The sequence below is a fragment of the Alistipes shahii WAL 8301 genome (assembly GCF_025145845.1).
GTDB lineage: Bacteria > Bacteroidota > Bacteroidia > Bacteroidales > Rikenellaceae > Alistipes > Alistipes shahii.
This window is the reverse complement of the sequence record NZ_CP102253.1, coordinates 1,102,000-1,122,829: the sequence shown is the minus strand read 5'-3', so window position 1 is coordinate 1,122,829 and position 20,830 is coordinate 1,102,000. Positions and strand designations below refer to the sequence as shown.

General features: G+C 61.3%; 15 protein-coding genes. 5 read left to right on the top strand and 10 right to left on the bottom strand.

Annotated elements, in window-relative coordinates:
* The 6 genes from NQ492_RS04810 to NQ492_RS04785 all read right to left on the bottom strand — a co-directional run bounded on the left by NQ492_RS04810 (position 1) and on the right by NQ492_RS04785 (position 8,423).
* Positions 1-2,586, bottom strand: coding sequence for a calcium-translocating P-type ATPase, PMCA-type (locus NQ492_RS04810; RefSeq protein WP_015547282.1), 2,586 nt, complete (start codon positions 2,584-2,586; stop codon positions 1-3).
* Between the two features lie 6 nt (positions 2,587-2,592).
* The gene (gene rodA / locus NQ492_RS04805; protein ID WP_015547281.1) at positions 2,593-4,035 is read right to left on the bottom strand and encodes a rod shape-determining protein RodA; all 1,443 of its coding nucleotides are present in this window, start codon (positions 4,033-4,035) and stop codon (positions 2,593-2,595) included.
* A complete protein-coding gene (locus tag NQ492_RS04800; protein ID WP_015547280.1) occupies positions 4,025-5,851 on the bottom strand; it encodes a peptidoglycan D,D-transpeptidase FtsI family protein in 1,827 nt (608 codons plus the stop codon). The genes rodA and NQ492_RS04800 overlap by 11 nt, the downstream gene beginning before the upstream one ends.
* Positions 5,848-6,366 carry a hypothetical protein gene (locus NQ492_RS04795; RefSeq protein ID WP_015547279.1) on the bottom strand — a complete coding sequence of 173 codons (519 nt, stop codon included), beginning with the start codon at positions 6,364-6,366 and terminating at the stop codon, positions 5,848-5,850. Before NQ492_RS04795 ends, NQ492_RS04800 begins: the two co-directional genes overlap by 4 nt.
* Entirely contained in the window at positions 6,367-7,221 is an 855-nt protein-coding gene (gene mreC / locus NQ492_RS04790) for a rod shape-determining protein MreC (protein WP_044054443.1), read from the bottom strand.
* A 182-nt stretch (positions 7,222-7,403) separates the two neighbouring features.
* Entirely contained in the window at positions 7,404-8,423 is a 1,020-nt protein-coding gene (locus tag NQ492_RS04785) for a rod shape-determining protein (protein WP_010266755.1), read from the bottom strand.
* A gap of 185 nt (positions 8,424-8,608) precedes the next feature.
* Here NQ492_RS04785 and NQ492_RS04780 point away from each other — a divergent pair, with 185 nt between their 5' ends.
* On the top strand, positions 8,609-9,616 hold the full coding sequence (locus tag NQ492_RS04780; protein ID WP_044054442.1) for an NAD(P)H-dependent glycerol-3-phosphate dehydrogenase: 1,008 nt from the start codon (positions 8,609-8,611) through the stop codon (positions 9,614-9,616).
* An 11-nt stretch (positions 9,617-9,627) separates the two neighbouring features.
* Entirely contained in the window at positions 9,628-10,959 is a 1,332-nt protein-coding gene (locus NQ492_RS04775) for a glucose-6-phosphate isomerase (RefSeq protein ID WP_044054797.1), read from the top strand.
* Between the two features lie 134 nt (positions 10,960-11,093).
* Here the strand turns inward: NQ492_RS04775 and NQ492_RS04770 are convergent, their stop codons facing one another.
* From NQ492_RS04770 to NQ492_RS04760, 3 genes are all read right to left on the bottom strand, one after another.
* On the bottom strand, positions 11,094-11,927 hold the full coding sequence (locus NQ492_RS04770) for a WG repeat-containing protein (RefSeq protein WP_044054441.1): 834 nt from the start codon (positions 11,925-11,927) through the stop codon (positions 11,094-11,096).
* A 166-nt stretch (positions 11,928-12,093) separates the two neighbouring features.
* Positions 12,094-13,431 carry an NADP-specific glutamate dehydrogenase gene (gdhA, locus tag NQ492_RS04765; RefSeq protein ID WP_015547275.1) on the bottom strand — a complete coding sequence of 446 codons (1,338 nt, stop codon included), beginning with the start codon at positions 13,429-13,431 and terminating at the stop codon, positions 12,094-12,096.
* Between the two features lie 112 nt (positions 13,432-13,543).
* On the bottom strand, positions 13,544-16,525 hold the full coding sequence (locus NQ492_RS04760; RefSeq protein WP_149887618.1) for a PEP/pyruvate-binding domain-containing protein: 2,982 nt from the start codon (positions 16,523-16,525) through the stop codon (positions 13,544-13,546).
* Between the two features lie 88 nt (positions 16,526-16,613).
* Between NQ492_RS04760 and NQ492_RS04755 the strand changes: the two genes are divergently transcribed.
* The 3 genes from NQ492_RS04755 (at position 16,614) to NQ492_RS04745 (ending at position 20,003) form a co-directional block, all read left to right on the top strand.
* Complete coding sequence (locus NQ492_RS04755) at positions 16,614-17,822, top strand: hypothetical protein (protein ID WP_015547274.1); 1,209 nt, start codon at positions 16,614-16,616, stop codon at positions 17,820-17,822.
* Between the two features lie 86 nt (positions 17,823-17,908).
* Positions 17,909-19,009, top strand: a complete 1,101-nt coding sequence (gene gcvT / locus NQ492_RS04750) for a glycine cleavage system aminomethyltransferase GcvT (RefSeq protein ID WP_015547273.1) — start codon at positions 17,909-17,911, stop codon at positions 19,007-19,009.
* A gap of 25 nt (positions 19,010-19,034) precedes the next feature.
* Positions 19,035-20,003: a dihydroorotate dehydrogenase-like protein gene (locus NQ492_RS04745; protein ID WP_217727660.1), complete on the top strand. Its 969-nt coding sequence runs from the start codon at positions 19,035-19,037 to the stop codon at positions 20,001-20,003.
* Positions 20,004-20,176: 173 nt separating this feature from the next.
* On the opposite strand, the gene NQ492_RS04740 is transcribed toward NQ492_RS04745, so the two are convergent.
* Complete coding sequence (locus NQ492_RS04740; RefSeq protein ID WP_015547272.1) at positions 20,177-20,800, bottom strand: HD domain-containing protein; 624 nt, start codon at positions 20,798-20,800, stop codon at positions 20,177-20,179.
* Between the last annotated feature and the right edge of the window lie 30 nt (positions 20,801-20,830).

The following is a 20,830-nucleotide window of genomic DNA, read 5'->3' as shown; positions in this document are numbered from 1 at the left end:
TTATCGCAACTGTTTTCTTTTTCTGTGGATTGCACGGATGATTTCGCCGCCGACAGCCAGCAGCGAGGTGAATCCGATCACCTCGGCCCATTGCATCCACGAGAGCGGTTCGGTGCGGAACACCTCGCCTCCGAATTCCACGATCAGCACCTGTCCCACGCCGATCGCCGCGAGGATCAGGAAGAATTCGCGGCAGCCGCCAAGACATGTGAAGACCGAATGGCGCGTCTCGAATCCCTTGGCGTTGAACATGTTCCAGAACTGGAGGAAGACGAACGTCGAGAAGAACACGGTCAGTTGCTCCACCGTGAGTCCGCCTTGCAGGATCGTCCACCGGAAGAGCATTCCCAGCAGTACGACCACCATCGCCGCGCCGCACGTGAAGAGGGTGCGGGCCATGGCGGGGGTGATGATGAATTCGTCCCTCGGGCGCGGTTTGTCGCGCATCACTTCGGGGTTGGGCGGCAGCGAGGCCATGGCCATCGCCGCGAAGGTGTCCATGATGATGTTCACCCAGAGAATCTGAACCACCGTGAGCGGCATGTCGGTTCCGAACAACGCGCCGATGAAGCAGATGGTGATGGCCGCGAAGTTGATCGTCAGCTGGAACAGCACGAAACGCTGGATATTGCGGTAGAGCGAACGCCCCCACATGACGGCCGTGGCGATCGAGGCGAACGAGTCGTCCAGCAGCGTGATGTCCGAGGCGTCCTTCGCCACGGAGGTTCCCGAGCCCATCGAAAGACCCACGTTGGCGAAATTGAGCGCTGGGGCGTCGTTCGTGCCGTCGCCCGTCACGGCCACCACCTCGCCGCGCTGCTGCAACAGCTTGACGAGACGCTGCTTGTCCAGCGGCCTGGCCCGGGACATGATCTTCAGCTCCTGCACGCGTCCCAGCAGCTCCTCGTCGCTCATGGCGGCGAACTCCGTGCCGGTGATGTGGTTCCGTTCGCCATCCGCGGCGTCGTTCCACAGCCCGATCTGGCGGGCGATTTCGCGCGCCGTGGCCGGGGTGTCGCCCGTGACGATCTTGATGCCGATTCCCGCCTCCAGGCAGCGTGCGACGGCCGCCGGAACGTCCTCGCGCACGGGGTCCGAGATGGCGGCCACCGCCGCGAAGTGCAGCCCGCCCGCCTTGACCGCTTCGAGGCAGTCGTCCGACGCGGTTTCCGCCCACGCCACGGCCAGCGTGCGCATGGCGCGGCTCTGGAACCCGAGGAGCTGTTCGGCGACCTGCGCGTCCTTGCCGTCCGGGGCGCACATCGTGCGCACGATCTCCGGGGCGCCCTTCACACAGAGGATGCGGCGGCCCGAGATGCCGCTTTCGATGATCGTCGCCATGTATTTGCGTTCGGTCGAGAAGGTCAGCCGGTTGACGATCTTCGCTTCGGCGCGCAGCGGTTCGTAGTCCTCGCCTCCGGCGCGCATCCATTCGAGCAAGGCCCCTTCCGTGGGGTTGCCGATGATATGGCCTTCGGCGTCGAGGAACGCCGTGGTGTTCAGGGCCACGACCTCGGCGAATTCCCGTGCGGGAAGCGTGTCGTAGCGGATCAGTTCCTGCACGTGCATGCGGTTCTGGGTCAGCGTGCCGGTCTTGTCGGTGCAGATGACCGTCACGGCGCCCATCGTCTCGCAGGCGTGCATTTTGCGCACGAGGTTGTTGGTCTTCAGCATCCGTCGCATGGACATCGCCAGCGACAGCGTAATCGACATCGGAAGCCCTTCGGGCACGGCCATGACGATGATGGCCACCGAAACCATGAAGATTTGCAGCACGTGCTGCGAGATGGTCAGCCAGTCGCTCTCGAGCAGCCCGCCCGCGAAGATCGCCTTTCCGAGCATCACGCAGAAGATAAGCGCCGAAAGGAGGATGCCCAGCCGGCCGATCAGACGCGAGAGGCGCGTCAGCTGACGGTCGAGGGGCGTCTGCTCTTCGCTCTGCACGGTCGACTGCTCCGTGACGCGTCCGGCTTCGGTCGCATCGCCCACGGCCGTTACGACCATCACGCCGTACCCGTCCGCCACGGTCGTGCCGCGCAGCACCGCGTTCGAGGGATAGGTCGCCTCGGGGTCGAAGTCGGCTTCGTTGACCGTCTTGTCCACCTCGGGTTCGCCCGTGAGCGTCGATTCGTTGATTTTCAGCGATACGGCCTCGACCAGTTCGCCGTCGGCGGGAATCGTCTCGCCGCTCTCGATGTAGACCACGTCGCCCGTGACCACGTCGCGTCGCGGAATTTCGCGGATCGACCCTTCGCGCATCACCTTCACGGGGATGTCGTCGTTCACCTGGTTGAGCCTCCGGAAACGCCGCTGGGCGTCCCATTCGAACCAGAATCCGACGCAGGTGGCGAGGATGATGGCGCAGATGATGCCCACCGATTCGGTGAAGTCCTTGTGGACGAATCCGATGATGAGCGACAGCACGGCGGCCAGCAGAAGGATGCGGATGATCGGGTCGCGGAATTTTTCCAGCAGCAGGCGCCAGGCCGAATCGTCCTTCGGCGGGGTGATGACATTGTCGCCGTGGCGCCGGCGGCTTTCGTCGATTTGCGGGGTAGTCAGTCCTTTGGGGTTGTAGCGAATCATCGGGTATTATAGTTTGTGTACGGAAAATTGTCGTGTCGAGGCGTCGAGCCGCACGGCGATGAACAGCAGGATCGTGAAGGCGATGAGCGACGAGCCTCCGTAGCTCATAAACGGCAGCGGAATGCCCATCACGGGCATCAGGCCGATGGTCATGCCCACGTTGACCAGCACGTGGAACAGCAGGATCGCCGCCACGCAGTAGCAGTAGATGCGTCCGAACGGCTCCTGCTGCCGTTCGCCCATGCGCATCAGCCGCAGGATCAGCAGGCACAGCAGCGTCAGCACCACGACCGAGCCGAGGAATCCCCACTCCTCGCCCACGGTGCAGAAGATGAAGTCGGTGTGCTTTTCGGGGACGAACCCGTATTTGATCTGGGTCCCTTCGAGGAAGCCCTTGCCCCAGAAGTTGCCCGAGCCGATGGCGATTTTCGCCTGGTTGACGTTGTAGTCGGTTCCGAGCGGGTCGCTGATGATGCCCAGGAAGCTTAATATACGGTCGCGCTGGTGCTGTTTGAGAATCGAATTGAAGATGTAGTCGGTGGTGGGCAGGAAGACGAGCGAACCGACGAACAGTCCCAGCGTGATGAAGATGTTGGCGAGATTCGAGCGGTAGGCGTATACGGCAGCGAAGACCACGGCCGCGAGGGTCGTTGTGAGCAGGCTGTGGTAGAGATCGAGCGTTCCGGGGGCGATCAGCGCCATCACGAGGCATAGCAGGATGGCCGACAGCATCACCGCGGCCAGGAACACGAGGCGCGAACGCCACTGGCCGTTCATCATCGCCTCGGAGAGCGTGCAGACCAGAATCAGCGCCACGAGCAGCGTCATCGGCGAGAGAAGGAACGAGACGATGAACAGCGCGGCGATCAGCAGCACCGGGATGCAGAGCCATTTGTTCAGCCCTTCGCGGTAGAGCACGAAAAGGAACGACCCCAGCACGATGCCCGACCCGGTGTCGTTCTGCAGGATGATGATGAAGAGCGGAATGCAGATCACCACGGCGACCTTCATCAAGTCGCCCGCGCGGTTGATCGAGAAGGAGTATTCGCTCATCACGCGGGCCAGGGCCAGGGCCGTGGCGATCTTGGCGAACTCCACGGGCTGCACGCGCAGCGACCCGAACTCGAACCACGCCTTCGCGCCGTTGACCTCGCGGCCGAAGAGCAGCGCGGCCACGAGCAGCGCGATGCCGCCCAGATAGGCCGGGTAGGCGAACATGTGGTAGAACCGTTCGTCGAGCAGCAGGACGATGATCGCCGTGACCCACGCCATGCCGATCCACATCAGCTGCTTCATGTAGAAGTGCGAGAACGAGAGCAGGTCGGCCGCGCTGTCGTCGTACGACGCCGAAGTGATCGAGATCCATCCCGCCGCGACGATCAGCACGTAGAGCAGGACGGTCCAGCCGTCCACGCCGTAAAAGATGCCGTTATGCCGGTTATTTGTCATAAGCGGGATAATAGATGTTCATGTCCTTGATGTATTGCAGCAGTTCGGGCCTGCGGATCGTGTCCGTCAGGTAGTACTCTTCCAGCAGGCTGGCGATCGGCAGGGCCGCCGAGGCGCCGAATCCGCCGTTTTCGACGTAGACCGAAATGGCGATCTTCGGATTGTCCTTCGGTGCGAACGAGAGAAAGGTCGAGTGGTCGCGGCCGCGCGGGTTTTCGGCCGTTCCGGTCTTGCCGCAGACGTCCAATCCTTCGAGCCGGGCGCGGGTCGAGGTTCCCCCGACGTTCACGCCCCGCCACATGCCCTCGACGATGGGTTCGAAGTGTTTCGGTTCGACCATCGTGTAGTGGCGTTCGTAGAAACGCGCGTCGAGCGAGTCCTGTCCTTCGATCTTCTTCACGATGTGCGGGATGTAGTAGTAGCCGCGGTTGGCCACGATGCACGCCAGATTGGCCAGCTGCAACGGCGTGCAGCCCAGCGCATCCTGCCCGATCGAGAGCGACAGCACCGTGAGCGAGTTCCACGAACCCCGGTACTGGCGGTCGTAGTAGGCGCGGTCGGGCACGTATCCGTTGCCCTCGTCGAGGAAGTCCGAACCCAGCTTGCGCCCGAATCCGAAGCTCTCGACATATTGTTTCCAGACGTCGTAACCCTCCTTCACGCTTCCGTATTTGGGGTTGTCGAGGATGTCGCGGAAGACGTAGCAGAAGTAGGCGTTGCACGAGGTCGCCACCGCGAAGCGCAGGTCCAGCGGCGAGGCGTGGGCGTGGCAGGCCATCTTCAGGCGGCCCGCCTGGTAGCCCATGTGGCAGGAGTGCAGGTCCGAAGGCCGGAGCACCCCTTCCTGAAGGCCGATCAGCCCCTGCACCAGCTTGAAGGTCGACCCCGGGGGATATTTGGCCTTCACCGCACGGTTGAACAGCGGCTTGCGCTTGTTGTAGAGCATCTTCATGTAGTTGTTGCCCCGCTGGCGCCCCACCAGCTGGTCCGGATCGTACGTCGGCGAGGAGACCATCATCAGGATTTCGCCCGTCGAAGGCTCGATGGCCACCGCGGCTCCCACCTTGCCGCGCATCAGCTCCTCGCCCAGCAGTTGCAGGCGGGCGTCGATGGTGCTCACCAGATAGCGTCCCGGTTCGGGAACCGAGTCGTAGCGGCCGTTCATGTAGGAACCCTTGATCGCCCCGTGGGTGTCGATCTCCTGAATCCGGACGCCCTTGCGGCCCCGGAGCTGCGGCTCGTAGGCCGACTCCACGCCGTTCATCCCTACGTAGTCGCCCGTCTTGTATTCGGGGTTGCGCTTCAGGTAGTCGGGGTTCACCTCGCTCACATACCCCAGCAGGTTGCCGCCCACTTCGCGGGGATACCGGCGGACGGTGCGGTAGACGGTGTAGAACCCCCGGAAGTTGCACTCGTCGAAGCGCAGTTTGTCCTCCTTGGAGATGTAGTTCATAATCAGCCGCGGCGCCCGCGGACGCATCCGCGCGTTGGCCAGTTCGCGTTCGAGCCGGGCGCGCGAAAGTCCCAGCACGTCGCACATGCGGGCCGTGTCGAAGCCCTGTTTGCCGATTTCGCTCGATATGACCATCAGGTCGTAGCATTCGCGGCTCTGCACCAGATATTCGCCGTTGCGGTCGAAGACCTCGCCGCGCGGCGGGTACTGCACGACGTGGCGCAGCACGTTGGCGCGCGCCAGATCGTCGTAGCGCGAATCGAAGAGCTGGATGTAGGCCAGCCGTCCGACGATCAGCGCGAAGATCAGCAGGACGATGACTTGCAGGGTGCGCATCCGCATGAAACTCTCGGAGTTTCTCATATGCGCACGGGGATTTTGGCGGTGAAGATGCGGGCGATGATCCAGATGAAGCCCGCCGATACCGCCGTGCTGACGACGATGCGCAGCAGCGTATGGAGCGCGTGGGTCCACGAAAGGGCCTCCAGCGAAAAGAATACGGCGTGATGCACGAGCGTCAGCGCCACGAGGTAGGTGATGAGCTTTCGTTCGCCCAGACGCGCCGACGAGGGGATGCCCCCTTCGCGGACGTTGTCGCGGCCGCAGATCATGCCGGCCAGGGTCGGGCGCAGGAAGGCGATCAGCAGCGTGGCGATCGTGTTGATCCCCGCCGCGCCCATGGCGAAGTCCATCGTGACGCCCAGCGCCAGTCCGGCGCCCAGAACTGCCGCGGGCGGCGTGTCGAGCGGCAGCAGGGCGATGAAGACGATGTATACGAGCGGGTTGAGGTAGATGCTGATGGTCAGGTTGTCGAACAGGAAAACCTGAAGCAGCGCCACCGCCGCGAAAAGTCCGAGATATGGTAGTGTGCGGTACATTTAGTCGTTCCGGGTGTGTTGTTCGATTTGTTCGCTTTGCTGCAGGTTGCGGATTTCGTAGAAGTCGCGGTTGCCGACCAGCACGACTTCGTTCAGCCGCGACATTTCGGCTGCGAGCCGCACCCGTACCGTGTAGGCCGTGCGGGTCTCGTTGAGCGAGGCGCTCTCGACCCAGCCGATCAGCACGTCGGCGGGAAAATACTGCGAGAATCCGGTCGTCACGACCTCCTGTCCGGGCTTCGGGTCGGCGTATTTCGACAGCTCGCCGAGGATCACCACGTTCTGGTCCAGCCCGTCCCAATAGATCGAGCCGTAATATTCGGCGTCGGCGAGCTTGCCGCTGGCCCGGAACGAGGTGTTCAGCACCGACATCGCCACGGCGTAGCGTTCCGTGCAGTCGACGACGTAGCCGGCCATCGCGCCGTCGGGCGAGAGGACGGCCATCTCTTCGACCACGCCGTCCTGACGTCCGCGGTTGAGCGTGATGAGGTTCTGCGCCCGGTTGACCGTGTTGGCCACGACCGATGCCGTGACGAAGCGGTATTTCGATTCGCCGATGTCCTGCATATAGCTGTCCAGCCGCGCGTTGGTTTCGGCCTCCTCGTACTGGGCGAGCCGCTCTTCGAGCTGTGCGACGCGGCCCAGCAGCAGCCGGTTTTCGTGTCCGAGGCTGAAGTAACGCCTTATGCCCGCGAAAAATCCGTGCACGCCTCCCGCCACCTGGTTCGACCGTGCGAGCAGCCGGGCCTGGGTGTAGTGGGTGGAGTGGGCGTAGTAGCTGATGGCCGCGACCTCCAACGCCACGAACAGCACCACGACGTAGATGCTTCGTATGAACTCGAACAGTTTGCGCAAAGCAGTTCCTTAATTTAAGATTGCGGACCAAGGCCCGCAATCCGTATTTGTCAATTTATCCGATTCTTGTCGGAACGAACCGTATTTCGGGCTTCGCGAAGTCGGCGGTGCAGGGGCATACTCGGGTATGTGACTGCACCGGAGGGCGAACGACGTGCGGAAGACGGCCGTTATCGCAAGAATCACTTCATCAGGAACGAGAACCGGTTGATATTCTTCAGCGCGATTCCCGTTCCGCGGGCGATGGCCCGCAGCGGGTCTTCGGCGATGTGGAACGGAATGCCGGTCTTTTCGTTCAGCCGCCGGTCGAGTCCCTTGATCAGCGCGCCGCCGCCGGCGAGGTAGATGCCGTTCTTCACGATGTCGGCGTACAGCTCGGGCGGCATGGATTCGAGCACCTTCATCAGCGCCGCGTCGATCTTCGTGAGCGACTTTTCCAGCGCGTAGGCGATTTCGCTGTACGAGAGCGACACGGTCTGGGGCAGTGCGGTCAGCATGTTGGGACCCGTCACGACGAAGTCCTCGGGCTCCTGCTCCAGGTCCGAAACGGCGGCGCCGATCGAACATTTGATCGCCTCGGCCGTGCGTTCGCCGATGCGGATGTTGTGCTGCTGGCGGACGTAGCTCTGGATGTCGTTGGTGAAGACGTCGCCCGCGGTGTTGATCGACTCCGAGCAGACGATGCCCCCCAGCGAGATGCAGGCGATCTCCGACGTGCCGCCGCCGATGTCGATGACCATGTTGCCTTCGGGGGCCTCCACGTCGAGACCCGCGCCGAGCGCCGCGGCCATCGGTTCGTAGATCATGTAGACTTCGCGTCCTCCGGCGTGTTCGGCCGAGTCGCGCACGGCGCGTATTTCGACGTTGGTCGACCCGGAGGGAATGCAGATCACCATGCGCAGCGAGGGTGCGAAGAGGCTGCCCGAGGTCTTGACCTTCTTGATCATGCCGCGCAGCATCAACTCCGTGGCGTTGAAGTCGGCGATCACGCCGTCTTTGAGCGGACGGATGGTTTTGATGTTCGGGTTGGTCTTCTCGTGCATCTGGCGGGCCTGCTGGCCGATGGCCACGAGCTTGCCCGTGTGGACGTCCAGCGCCACGATCGAAGGTTCGTCGACGACGACCTTTCCGTTGTAAATTATCAGCGTGTTGGCCGTTCCGAGGTCGATGGCCAACTCCTGTGTCAATGAAAAAATTCCCATATTCCTACACCCAACTGTTCTGTTTCGTGAAATGCTTTATTCTCAATCCGATACGCACCCGCGACGCCGCTTCGGACTTCGGCGGATGACATATCCCGACAAAGGTAGCAAAAAGCCCCGGAACTTTTTGTATTTTATTCTGATTTTTTTTAATTACATTTGTGCTGGAAAAACTGAATCTCCGCATGGAATACAAAATCGGAACCGACGCCCGCTGTGCGGTCATCGGCTATGGAAGCTGGGCGACGGCCATCGTCGGACTGCTTGCAGCCAACGGCCGGCGCGTAGGGTGGTATGTCCGCAATCCCGAGGTGCTCGAATCGCTGTGCTCGGACGGCCGCAACCCCCGCTATCTGAACGATCTGGAGTTCGACCGCAACAGCATCGCCCCCTCTTCCGACCTCGACGCCGTGGTGCGCGACGCCGACATCGTGATCCTCGCCACGCCTTCGGCCTACCTCAAGGATTTCCTCGCCCCGCTGACCGTTCCGCTCCGTGACAAATTCGTCGTTTCGGCCATCAAGGGCATCGTCCCGGGCGACTACCAGACCGTCGTGGAGTACATCCACGACCATTACGGGCTGTCGTATAGGCAGATCGGGCTGGTGACCGGGCCTTCGCACGCCGAGGAGGTCTCGCGCGGCAAGCTTTCGTACCTCACGGTCGTCTGCGCCGATCCCGAAAACGCGCGGTGCATCGGCGAACGCTTTGCCGGGGAGAACATTCGCCTCAGCTATTCCGCGGATCTCTATGGCGTCGAATACGCCGCAATTCTCAAGAATATCTACGCCCTTTCGGTCGGCATCGCCGTGGGGCTGGGCTACGGCGACAATTTTCTGGCCGTGCTGATCGCCAATGCGGCGGGCGAGATGACGCGTTTCCTGGAGGAGAGTTATCCCGATGAGCGCAACACGCAGGTCTCGGCCTATCTGGGCGACCTGCTGGTGACCTGCTATTCGACTTACAGCCGCAACCGCCGGCTGGGGCTGCTCATCGGCCACGGCTGTACCGTCAAGAGCGCCCTGAACGAGATGACGATGGTCGCTGAGGGCTATTTCGCGGCCGACTGCATCCGTCACATCAACTTCCGCCACCGGGTCGACATGCCCATCGCCGACATGGTTTACCGGGTGCTCTACGAGGGCGCCTCGGCGCGCAGGTGCATGCAGGAACTGACAACCAAATTAATTTAGTTAGCGATATGATGAAAAATGTGAAATTGGACATTGCCAAGACGGGCATTGAAATTTCCGCCGACATCGAGGCCAAAGCGCAGGCCGCCAATGCCCTGCTGCATTCGGGCAAAGGCGCCGGCAACGATTTTCTGGGTTGGGTGCACCTCCCCTCCTCGATTTCGGAGAACGAGATCGACGCCATCCGGAAGGAGGCTGCGAAACTGCGCTCGAAGGCCGACGTGGTCGTCTGCATCGGCATCGGCGGCTCGTACCTCGGCGCCAAGGCCGTGCTCGAAGCCATGAGCGATCCCTTCAAACTCCTGCACAAGGAGCAGAAGGACCCCACGGTCATTTTCGCCGGACAGAACATTTCGGAGGATTACACCGCCGAACTGCTCGCCGCGCTGAAGGAGCATTCGATCGCCGCCATCGTGATTTCGAAGTCGGGCACGACGACCGAGCCGGCCATCGCGTTCCGCCTCATAAAGGCCGAGATCGAGAAGCGTTACGGCAAGAAGGAGGCTGCGGAGCGCATCGTGGCCATCACCGACAAGGCGCGCGGGGCGTTGAAGACGCTCGCCACGCAGGAGGGATACCCGACGTTCGTCATTCCCGACGATGTGGGCGGACGCTTCTCGGTGCTGACCCCCGTGGGGCTGCTGCCGCTGGCCGTCGCCGGCGTGGACATCGCGGCTCTCGTCCGCGGTGCGCAGGAGATGGAGAAGGCCACGGCCGAAGGCGTCGCTTTCAAGGAGAATCCGGCAGCCGTCTACGCCGCCGTGCGCAACATCCTCTACAACGGAGGCAAGAAGATCGAAATCCTGGGTTCCTACGAGCCTAAACTGCAATATATCAACGAGTGGTGGAAACAGCTCTACGGCGAGAGCGAGGGCAAGCAGGGCAAGGGCATCTTCCCGGCGAGCGTCACGCTGACGGCCGACCTGCACTCGATGGGCCAGTATATCCAGGACGGCGAGCGCACCCTGTTCGAGACGATCATTTCGGTGGCCAAACCCGCCGCCGAAGTGCTGATCGAGGCTGACGGGGAGAACCTCGACGGGCTGAACTTCCTGGCCGGGAAGCGCATTTCGGAGGTCAACCGCATGGCCGAGCTGGGCGTTCAGCTGGCCCACGTGGACGGCGGCGTGCCGAACATCCGCATCGAGATTCCCGAAATCTCGGAGAGCGTGATCGGCGGCCTGCTGTACTTCTTCGAGAAGGCCTGCGGCATCAGCGGCTATATGCTGGGCGTGAATCCCTTCGACCAGCCGGGCGTCGAGGCCTACAAGAAGAACATGTTCGCCCTGCTGGACAAACCCGGCTACGAGGAGGCTTCGAAAGCTATCAAGGCCCGTTTGTAAAACGGGTTTCAGGGGCGTGGGCGGCGGCGTTTCCGAGCCGCTCCTGCGCTTCCATCCGGCTGGTTTCTAAAGCCGATACCGAAAAAGCCAATTCCCGCCGGGGATTGGCTTTTTTTATTTATTGGCCGCGGCGTTTATTGACCGCGCACCCGTCTGCCTTTCTCGGTGAAAATCTCTGTTTCGCCCTCTTTCTGCATGTAGAGCAGTTTTTCCCGGAAACCGCCGTTCGGAGCCGCGACGCTCTTTCCGGCTTCTGACGTGTCGGCCTGCGTGTCGATGACGGTATGTCCCTCCTTGTAATAAACAGCGTCGTAGACGCACGGGACGATCGGTCGGCCGCGGTCGTTCAGCATGCCCCACTTGCCGTCGCGCCGGACGATTGTGAATCCGGGGGTGGCTATGAGCAGGTACGCCAGCTCATAGACGCACGGCACGACGAGGCGGCCTTTCGGATCGACGCAGCCCCATTTCCCGTCGGCGAAGCCCAGGTTCTGCAACCGGGTGTCCGCGAAATCCGTGCGACCGTCGTTCACGAACGCCACCTTGTCCCGGACCGGGAAGATGAACCCGTAGAACGGCGTGATCCGGTTGCCTTTCCGGTCGATCAGGGCCGTCGGGCAATCCGAGAGAATCGGCACTTTGAATTTGTCGACTTCGTTTTTGACCATCGCGACGCTCTTGTCGAACCCGTATTCCCCGAAACTGCCGCACCAGTCGTATTGCAGGGGGACGGCCGTTGCGCCCGAGGGGTCGATGAACCCCCATTTGCCGTTGAGCCGTACGGCGGCCCGGTCGCCGATAAACTGCCGGGCGTCTTCGTAGCGGGCATTCCCGAAAACGGCGTGGCCGTATTCGTCGGTGAAATAACACGGGGCGGAACCCCGCGTCCGGTTCATGTAAAGCTGCGGACACTGCGAAGCGGCGCACGATGACAGCGCAAGGCTGATTAATAAGATATATGGACGCATCGGTTTAATATCTGACGTGTTTCTCCGTGTCGTGTTTTTTCTCAAAAATGTACTGTTCCTTCCAATTCAGGGGCGCAGCTTGCATTATATTATTTATAGATGCAGGGGGGAGACAAAAAAGGCGAACTTGAAGAGAGTTCGCCTTTTTTCATGGAAAAAAATCGGCCTATATGACTCCCTGCTCGACCATCGACTTGGCGACTTTCATAAAGCCCGCGATGTTCGCGCCCTTCATGTAGTTGAGGTAGCCGTCCTTCTCGGTGCCGTACTCCACGCAGGCGTGGTGGATCGACGACATGATCTGGTGCAGCTTGGCGTCGACCTCCTCGGCCGTCCAGTTGAGTTTCTGCGAGTTCTGCGTCATTTCGAGACCCGACGTGGCCACGCCGCCGGCGTTCACGGCCTTGCCCGGTCCGTAGGGAATCTTCGCCGCGATGAAGGCGTCGATGGCCTCCGGGCGGCAGCCCATGTTCGAAACCTCGGCCACGACCTTCACGCCGTTGGCCAGCAGCTGTTTGGCGTCCTCGCCGTCCAGCTCGTTCTGCGTGGCGCACGGCATGGCGATGTCCACCTTGACCTCCCACGGTTTCTTGCCCGCGAAGAACTGCGAGCCGGGGAATTTCGCGGCGTATGGCTCCACCACGTCGTTGTTCGACGCGCGCAGTTCGAGCATGTAGGCGATCTTCTCGGCGTCGAGACCCGCAGGATCGTAGATGTATCCGTCGGGACCCGAGATCGTCACCACCTTGGCGCCCAGTTCCGTGGCCTTCGTCGCCGCGCCCCAGGCCACGTTGCCGAAGCCCGAGATGGCGATGGTCTGGCCCTTGATGTCCATGCCGGCCTTTTCGAGCATCTGACGCAGGAAATAGACGGCTCCGAAGCCCGTCGCCTCGGGACGGATCAGCGAACCGCCGTAGGTCATGCCCTTGCCCGTCAGCACGCCGGTGTTCTCCTGGGCCAGCTTGCGGTACATGCCGTAGAGATAGCCGATTTCGCGTCCGCCGACGCCGATGTCGCCTGCCGGAACGTCGGTCTGCGGACCGATGTGACGCCACAGTTCGGTCATGAAGGCCTGGCAGAAGCGCATCACCTCACGGTCCGACTTGCCTTTGGGGTTGAAATCCGAACCGCCCTTCGCGCCGCCCATCGGAAGGGTCGTCAGCGCGTTCTTGAAGATCTGCTCGAAACCGAGGAACTTCAGGATCGAGGGGTTCACCGAGGGGTGGAAGCGCAGTCCGCCCTTGTAGGGGCCGATGGCGTTGTTGAACTGCACGCGGTAGCCCGTGTTCACCTGCACGTCGCCCTTGTCGTCGACCCATACGACCTTGAACGTGAAGGTTCGGTCGGGTTCCACGATGCGTTCGGCGATGCGGTTTGCCTCGAATTCCGGGTGCTGGTTGTAAGCATCCTCCACGGTCATCAGAACTTCGCGCACGGCTTGCAGGTATTCGCTTTCGCCGGGGTGCTTGCGCTCGAGTTCCGCCATAATTTTGTTAACGTTCATAGCTCTATCGGTTTTTGGTTGGTTTGCATCTCCTGTTCGGATTCTATCTTTTCACAAATATAAAAATATTTCCGACAGATTGTAATCTTTTCGGGGAAATTTATTTAAAATCCTAATCGTTTTTCCCTTCGCGTACCATGCCTTTGTTCGAACGCCCGTCGATGCAGACCCACAGCGGGCTGTCGAAGCGCACCTGCCGCAGGTACGTTCCGTCGTACAGCGCCTGTCGGGCGTCGAGTTCCTTTTCGCGGAAGAGGCCGTCGCCGCGGAAGGGGTTGATCGTCAGGTAACCCACGCCCAGCGAGGTGACGTTCTGGAAGAAGTGCGTGCCCTGCGAAGGCTCCACGTCGAACTTCTCGATGCCGCATTCGACGATCACCCTGGCCTCGGAGATGTGGTTCCACTTGACCGGAACCCCGAGGAACGGGTCCGAGGAGCCCCAGCGGCCGGGTCCCACGAGGATGTACGGCCGCCCCTGGTCGCGCATGCGGTTGTTGAGCGTCAGCAACTCTTCGGCGATCTTCTCGGTCGAGAGCGAGTCGAAGGCCTCGGATTTCACATAGATGATGTCGGCGATGTCGGTCATCTGCCCGATGCCGAGGGCCTGCTCGCCGTAGATCAGCGCGCGGGAGGCGTCGACCTCGTTCCAGTCGATGGACCGGTTGTCCTGGTTGTCGATGATCGGACGGATCTGCAACAGGTTGAAAACCTGCCGCTGTCCGGGCGCCACGTCCATGTTGACGGCGAATTCCACCTCTACGGGACAGCGCATCTCCTCGGCGCCCATCGTGAGGATGTCCGAGATGATTTCGGCCAGCGGGAAGGTGTTGTACTTGAGGATGTTGTTGAACGTGATGACCTTGCGTCCCTGGTCGAACGGGCTGTCGGAGATGCGTTCGTTCTCGCGGTCCCAGACCGAGCAGACGAATTTCGAGTTGCGGAAGCCGCCGATCTGGGTGAGTCCCAGCCGGCGCAGGTTCACCGCGTCGTCGATCGACGTGCGGAACTCCTCGGGCCGCAGGCTCAGGGCGAGCACCTCGTTCTGCGTGTCGCGCAGCGCCAGTTCGGGCGTCGAGGTCTGGAGCACCTTCTGCGGGTAGCGGGGCGAGAAGCGCAGCGTGCGTCCGCCGTCCACGACCAGTTTGCCCAGGCCCATGGCGATGTTGCAGACGCCGTCCTCCGGGCGTTCGTCGCCGATGGGGTAGTAGTTGATCGAGCGGGCCACGCCCGAACAGGTGGGGAAGTACAGCCCGTCCTGCTCCGTGCCGCACACTTCCTGGATGATCACGGCCATCTTCTCCTCCGAGATGAGGTTCTGCGACGACTGGATGTAGGCCCTCGACGCCGCGAAATAGACCGAGGCGTAGACGCTTTTGACCGCCTTGAGCAGCAGGCGCAGCATCTGGTCCTCGTTGTCGACGTAGGGGATCATGTAGGTCGAGTAGATGCCGGCGAAGGGTTGGTAGTGCGAGTCTTCGAGCTTCGACGACGAGCGGATGGCCAGCGGCGTGCGCACGGTGCGGATGTAGCTTTTCAGCGCCTCGCGCAACCGGAACGGGAGTACCGAGCTGACGAATTCCGAGAGGATCTCCTCGTCGGAAAAATCCTGCGAGATGATGTATTTCAGTCCGTTGTGGCGGATGAAGTCGTCGAAGAACTCCGTGGCGATGACCACCGACCGCGGGATCATGATGCGCACGTTTTCGTGCTTGTCGTACTGGCGGTGTTTCATAAGCATCGAGTTCATAAACGCCAAGCCGCGGGCCTTGCCGCCGAGCGAACCCTCGCCGATGCGCGCGAAGGCCACGGCGTCGGAGTAGGTCTCGGTGTCGAAACGCGCCACGACGCCCTGCCCGAGCAGCGTGCGGTAGTCGCGGATGAGTCCTACCAGCACGCGGCGGTGTTCTTCGACCGACGAGAAGTGGCTCTTGTTATACTGGCGGATCGACGACGCCAGCGGGAACAGTCCCCGCGAGTAGAGCCATTTCGAGAGGTGATTCTGCGAGGTGTGGTATTCGAACGCCCGGTCGGGGATCGTGGCGATCATCTGCTGCATCTGCGTCAGGTCCTTCGCGCGGCCGATTTCGGCGCCCGTGTCTGGGTCCTTGAAAACGAAGTCGCCGAAGGCGAACTCTTTGGCGATGTAGTCGTGCAGCTGCGAGAGCAGCGTCTTGGAGTTCTTGGCGATGAATCCCGCACCCAGCTCCGCGGCCTGTTTGCCGAAAGCCACCTGCGACGACTGCAACAGTACGGGCATCAGCGGGTTATCCTCCCGGATGCGGCGGCAGAGGTCGATGCCGGCGTCGAGTTTCTCGCTCTCGGGCGGGTCGTTGCGGCGGAGCACGAACCCCACGTCGGAGATCACGCCCAGCAGGTTTTTCTTGTAACGCTCGTACAGTTCCACGGCCTCCTCGTAGCAGCGCGCCAGCAGGATTTTCGGGCGTGCGCGTTTGCGCAGCACCTGCTGCTGCTCGTTGAAGGCGTCCTTCAGGAATTCGGTGTTTTGCAGCAGCAGCAGTTTGTAGATCTCCGGTAAATAGGTGGAATAGAAGCGGATCGAGTCCTCGACCAGAAGGATGGCCTGCACGCCCCCTTCGCGGATGTCCTCGTCGGCGTTCATCTTGTCCTCGATCAGCTTGATGATGGCGATGATCAGTTCCGTGTTGCCGTGCCACGAGAAGATGTAGTCCAGTCCCGAGCGGTCCTGCTCCTCGATGCGGCGGTAAATATCCTTCGAAAAGGAGGTCAGCAGCGCCACGGGGGTGTTGGGGTGCCGCTCCTTGACGATCTTGGCGAACGAAAAAACGTCGGGTTCGCCGACGTTGTACATCGTGAGGATGAAATCGAACGAATCGTCCCGGTCCAGCGCCTCCAGCGCCTCGGCGGTCGAGCTGACGCGCGTCAGCGACGGCGGGTTCGACATGTTGAGGTCGATGTACTCCTGGTTGATCTGCGACTCGATGTGCCCGTCCTCCTCCAGGATGTACCCGTCGTAGCTGCAACATACGAGCAGGATTTTGTGGATGCGGTATTTCATGAAGCGGTAGGGGACTTTGCTCCCGTCGGGCATGTATTGTTCCAGGCTTTTGTTCATTCGGATGCTAAATTTGTTCTACCAACAAAAATAAGGAAAAAATTGTTACCTTTGAAATCGGAAACGCTGAAAATAACCGCAAGACAAGATGAACAAGGAGAAATATACCCTGCAGGAGGTCACCACTCCCGCCCTGGAGCGCGAGTGGCTGGACTTTCCGAAACGAATCTATAAGGGAAACCGCAACTGGGTCTGCCCGCTGGACGTGGATGTCCTCGAGGTTTTCAACCCGTCGAAAAACGAACTTTTCGCCGACGGCGAGGCCATCCGCTGGGTGGCGCGCGACGCCCGGGGCGAGCTTGTCGGCCGCATCGCGGCGTTCTACAACCGCGAGAAGGCTTCGATCGAGGAGCAGCCCACGGGCGGCTGCGGGTTCTTCGAGTCGATCGACGACCAGCAGGTCGCCGACATGCTGTTCGAAGCCTCGCGCATGTGGCTGGCCAGCCGCGGCATGGAGGCCATGGACGGCCCGATCAACTTCGGACAGCGGCGCGACTGGTGGGGGCTGCTGGTCGAGGGCTACGAATTCCAGCCCCTCTACAAGAATCCCTACAATCCGCCCTATTACAAGGAGTTGTTCGAAAACTATGGTTTTAAGAATTATTTCAATCAGCACAGTTTTATCTGGCGGGTGAACGATTCGGAGGCCAACAAGCAGATTTTCGCCCGCGCCGAGCGTCTCTACACCGTGCCGGGTTACCGGGTCGAGAACATCGACATGAACAATCTGGAGGAGGCCGCCGAGAGTTTTCGCGTCATTTACAACAAGGCGTGGGCCTTGTTCTCGGGCGTCAAGCCGATGACGCAGGAGGAGGCGCTGGAGATGGTCCGGGAGATGAAACCGATCATCGACCCCAACATCATTTTCTTCGCCTATTTCAACGAAGAGCCGATCGGATTTTTCATCACCGTTCCCGACCTGAACCGCCTGATCGGCAAATTCAACGGCAAATTCGGCTTGCGGCAGAAGCTGCGGCTGATGTGGGACCTGAAGGTGCGCAAGTCGTGCGACCGCATTTTCGGCATCATCTTCGGCATCACGCCGGAGTTCCACGGCAAGGGCGTCGAGTCGGCCATCATGGTCAAGTACTGGCAGTTCCTCGAGCGGACGAAGAATCCCTACAAGTCGATGGAGCTGGCGTGGATCGGCGATTTCAACCCCGTGATGAACCGCATGATCGAGACCTACGTCTGTGCTACGCGCCACAAGGTGCACACCACCTACCGCTACCTGTTCGACCGCACGAAGGAGTTCCACCGCTGTCCGCGCCTGGGCGTGAAGCGCCGTTCGGAATGATTTGTTGTGCTGCAAGTCTCTCTTTCCAACGGGAGATTTCGGAGGAATTTTGAATACATGAAGCCTGCATCAAACACTCGTTACATATGAAAACCACCGTATTCACCAAGTACCACATCGCCGCGGGCGCCAAGATGGCCGAATTCGCGGGATACAACATGCCCATCGAATTCACGGGCATCAACGACGAGCACATGGCCGTGCGCAACGGCGCCGGGGTCTTCGACGTGAGCCACATGGGCGAAATCTGGGTCAAGGGTCCCCGGGCGCTCGATTTGCTGCAACGCATCACGACCAACGACGTTTCGAAGCTCTTCGACGGCAAGGTGCAGTACACCTGCATGCCCAACGGCCGCGGGGGCATCGTCGACGACATCCTGGTTTACCGCGTCGACGCCGAAACCTACATGCTCTGCGTCAACGCCGCCAATATCGACAAGGACTGGAAGCATATCTGCGCCGAGGGAAAGGCCTTCGGCATGGAGGCGGGCCACGGCAGGGAGCTTTACAATGCCTCGGACGAGATCTGCCAGCTGGCCGTGCAGGGACCGCTGGCTATGAAGATCGTGCAGAAGATGTGTGCCGAGCCGGTGGAAGGGATGGAGTATTATACCTTTAAGAAGATGCCCGTCGCCGGGTGCGACGCCATCCTTTCGATCACGGGTTACACCGGGTCGGGCGGCTGCGAGATCTACGTCGCCAACGAAGACGGCGACAAACTCTGGAAAGCCCTCTGGGAGGCCGGCGCGGAGTTCGGGCTGAAAAACATCGGTCTCGGCGCGCGCGACACCCTGCGTCTGGAAAAGGGCTTCTGCCTCTACGGCAACGACATCGACGACACTACGTCGCCGCTCGAAGCCGGGTTGGGGTGGATCACGAAATTCGCCGAGGGCAAGGATTTCATCGACCGCGCCGCGATGGAGCGGCTCAAGGCCGAGGGCGTGGGGCGCAAACTGGTGGGGCTGAAAATGGTCGAGCGGGGCATTCCGCGCCACGGCTACGCGATCGCCGCGCCGGACGGGACCGAAATCGGACATGTCACTTCCGGAACCATGTCGCCCTGCCTGAAAGTCGGCGTGGCGTTGGGTTACGTCGAGGCGGCCTATGCCAAGCCGGGCACGGAAATCGCTGTGGTCATCCGCGAGAAACCCGTGAAGGCCGAAGTGGTGAAGATTCCGTTCGTATAAACATAAACCGCAACCGATTTATTCTATGAAAGCGAAATATCTCGGGCTGGACCTTTCCAGTCCCATCGTGGTCAGCAGTTCGCCCTATACGGCCACGGTGTCCAACATCGAACAGTGCGTGCGCAACGGCGCGGGCGCCGTGGTGCTGAAATCAATTTTCGAGGAGCAGATTTACCGTCAGGCCGCCTCGCTCGACCGTATGGAAGGTTACGGCGACGCCGGGGAATACCTCGAACGCTATCTGGGTGAAGCCTATAAGGCGGAGTTGCTGGAGTTGGTTTCCGATGCCGCCAAGACGGGCATTCCCGTCATCGGCAGCATCAACTGCGCCGGCGCGGGCGACGCGTGGATCGAATATGCCGCGGCCATGCAGCAGGCCGGCGCTTCGGCATTGGAGCTGAATATCTTCCTGCTTCCGACAGATCGTCGGGCCTCGGCGCAGGAGATAGAGAGCCACTATGCCGGCATCGTGCGCAAGGTTGTCGCCGAGGTGACGATTCCCGTGTCGGTGAAGCTGCCGATGCGCCTTACGAACGTACTGTCGGTCGGCGACGCGCTGCTGGGCCGCGGGGCCGGCGGACTGGTGCTCTACAACCGCTTTTTCGAGCCGGACATCGACATCGAGAAGATGTGCCTGGTGAACGGCGATCCGTTCAGCGAGCCGGGCGAACTGCGCAACGTCCTGCGCAGCACGGCGTTGTGCGCCCATGCGCTCCCGCAGCTGGACATCGCCGTTTCGACCGGCGTCCACGACGGGGCCGCCGCGGTCAAGTCGCTGCTTTGCGGAGCGGCGGCGGTGCAGGTCTGCACGGCGATCCACAAATACGGCTACGAGGTGATCGGGGAGATGAACCGGTTCATCGACGCGTGGGCCGCCCGCCAGGGTTTCGAGTCGCTCGACGAATTCCGCGGACGCATGGATTACGGCTCCTCGGAGGGCGATTTCTACCAGCGCGTGCAGTACATGAAATATTTCCCGCACGATACCGAGTAGACTCCGCGTCGTTTCGAACGCAAATCCCGGATGCCGGCAAAAGGCGTCCGGGATTTTTTTGCGGGCCGGTCCGGAGGCGGGCTGGTTCGGGAACGGGTCGTTTTGCAGGGCGCTGTGCGGCGCGGTCTCTGCAAAAGGTTTTCTTGCCCGGTGTTGCGCGGGGCGCCCGGGATTTACTCCGCGGTCTCCGTGTCGAACGCCGCGTCGAACATCTTCCGCAGCCGTTGCGGGTCGCGGATCACGCCGCGCAGTTCTTCGAGCCGCCGGGCGTTTTCCGACTCTGCGATCCAGAGCCGCAGGTAACCGCCTTCGGCGTATTTCTGCTGCAAATGTGCGAGACAACGGGCATACTGCTCCTCGCGGTCCAGTTCCGGACAGTGCGCCAGCCCGTACTGCACGGTGCGGCGGATGATCGTTTCGGGGTCGATCACCCGGTCGGCCTCGGCCACGATCCGGCCGTAAATGGTGCGGGGTTCGCCGTCCGACGAGGCGCGGTGGTCCTCCACGGCGTCGCGCATCACCGCGATCTGTTCTTCGGAGAACCAGCGGCGCAGTTCGGTGTCGGCCGCAAGAATGCGTCCGGCGTCGATGTGGTGCCGTTCGCGGCCGTTTGCGAGACCCGTGTCGTGATAGGCGGCGACGGTGTAAACCATGTCGGCGTCCGCGTCGTAATGTGCAGCCAGCTCAAGGCTCTGCGCAATGACCGTCCGGACGTGGTCCGTGCGGTGCGCGGCGTCGAAATCTTCGTATCTGGGAATGATTTCCCGTTCGATATATCGTTCGAGTTCCTTGTTCATGGATGTAAAGGTATGAAAAGTCTCTGAATA

Bases quoted from the DNA above. Each gene is read 5' to 3' on its own strand.
- NQ492_RS04740 (WP_015547272.1), bottom strand. From the start codon at position 20,800: ATGAACAAGGAACTCGAACGATATATCGAACGGGAAATCATTCCCAGA.
- NQ492_RS04785 (WP_010266755.1), bottom strand. From the start codon at position 8,423: ATGGGAATTTTTTCATTGACACAGGAGTTGGCCATCGACCTCGGAACG.
- NQ492_RS04780 (WP_044054442.1), top strand. From the start codon at position 8,609: ATGGAATACAAAATCGGAACCGACGCCCGCTGTGCGGTCATCGGCTAT.
- gcvT (WP_015547273.1), top strand. From the start codon at position 17,909: ATGAAAACCACCGTATTCACCAAGTACCACATCGCCGCGGGCGCCAAG.
- gdhA (WP_015547275.1), bottom strand. From the start codon at position 13,431: ATGAACGTTAACAAAATTATGGCGGAACTCGAGCGCAAGCACCCCGGC.
- NQ492_RS04775 (WP_044054797.1), top strand. From the start codon at position 9,628: ATGAAAAATGTGAAATTGGACATTGCCAAGACGGGCATTGAAATTTCC.
- NQ492_RS04810 (WP_015547282.1), bottom strand. From the start codon at position 2,586: ATGATTCGCTACAACCCCAAAGGACTGACTACCCCGCAAATCGACGAA.
- NQ492_RS04770 (WP_044054441.1), bottom strand. From the start codon at position 11,927: ATGCGTCCATATATCTTATTAATCAGCCTTGCGCTGTCATCGTGCGCC.
- rodA (WP_015547281.1), bottom strand. From the start codon at position 4,035: ATGACAAATAACCGGCATAACGGCATCTTTTACGGCGTGGACGGCTGG.
- NQ492_RS04745 (WP_217727660.1), top strand. From the start codon at position 19,035: ATGAAAGCGAAATATCTCGGGCTGGACCTTTCCAGTCCCATCGTGGTC.
- NQ492_RS04755 (WP_015547274.1), top strand. From the start codon at position 16,614: ATGAACAAGGAGAAATATACCCTGCAGGAGGTCACCACTCCCGCCCTG.
- NQ492_RS04800 (WP_015547280.1), bottom strand. From the start codon at position 5,851: ATGAGAAACTCCGAGAGTTTCATGCGGATGCGCACCCTGCAAGTCATC.
- NQ492_RS04760 (WP_149887618.1), bottom strand. From the start codon at position 16,525: ATGAACAAAAGCCTGGAACAATACATGCCCGACGGGAGCAAAGTCCCC.
- NQ492_RS04795 (WP_015547279.1), bottom strand. From the start codon at position 6,366: ATGTACCGCACACTACCATATCTCGGACTTTTCGCGGCGGTGGCGCTG.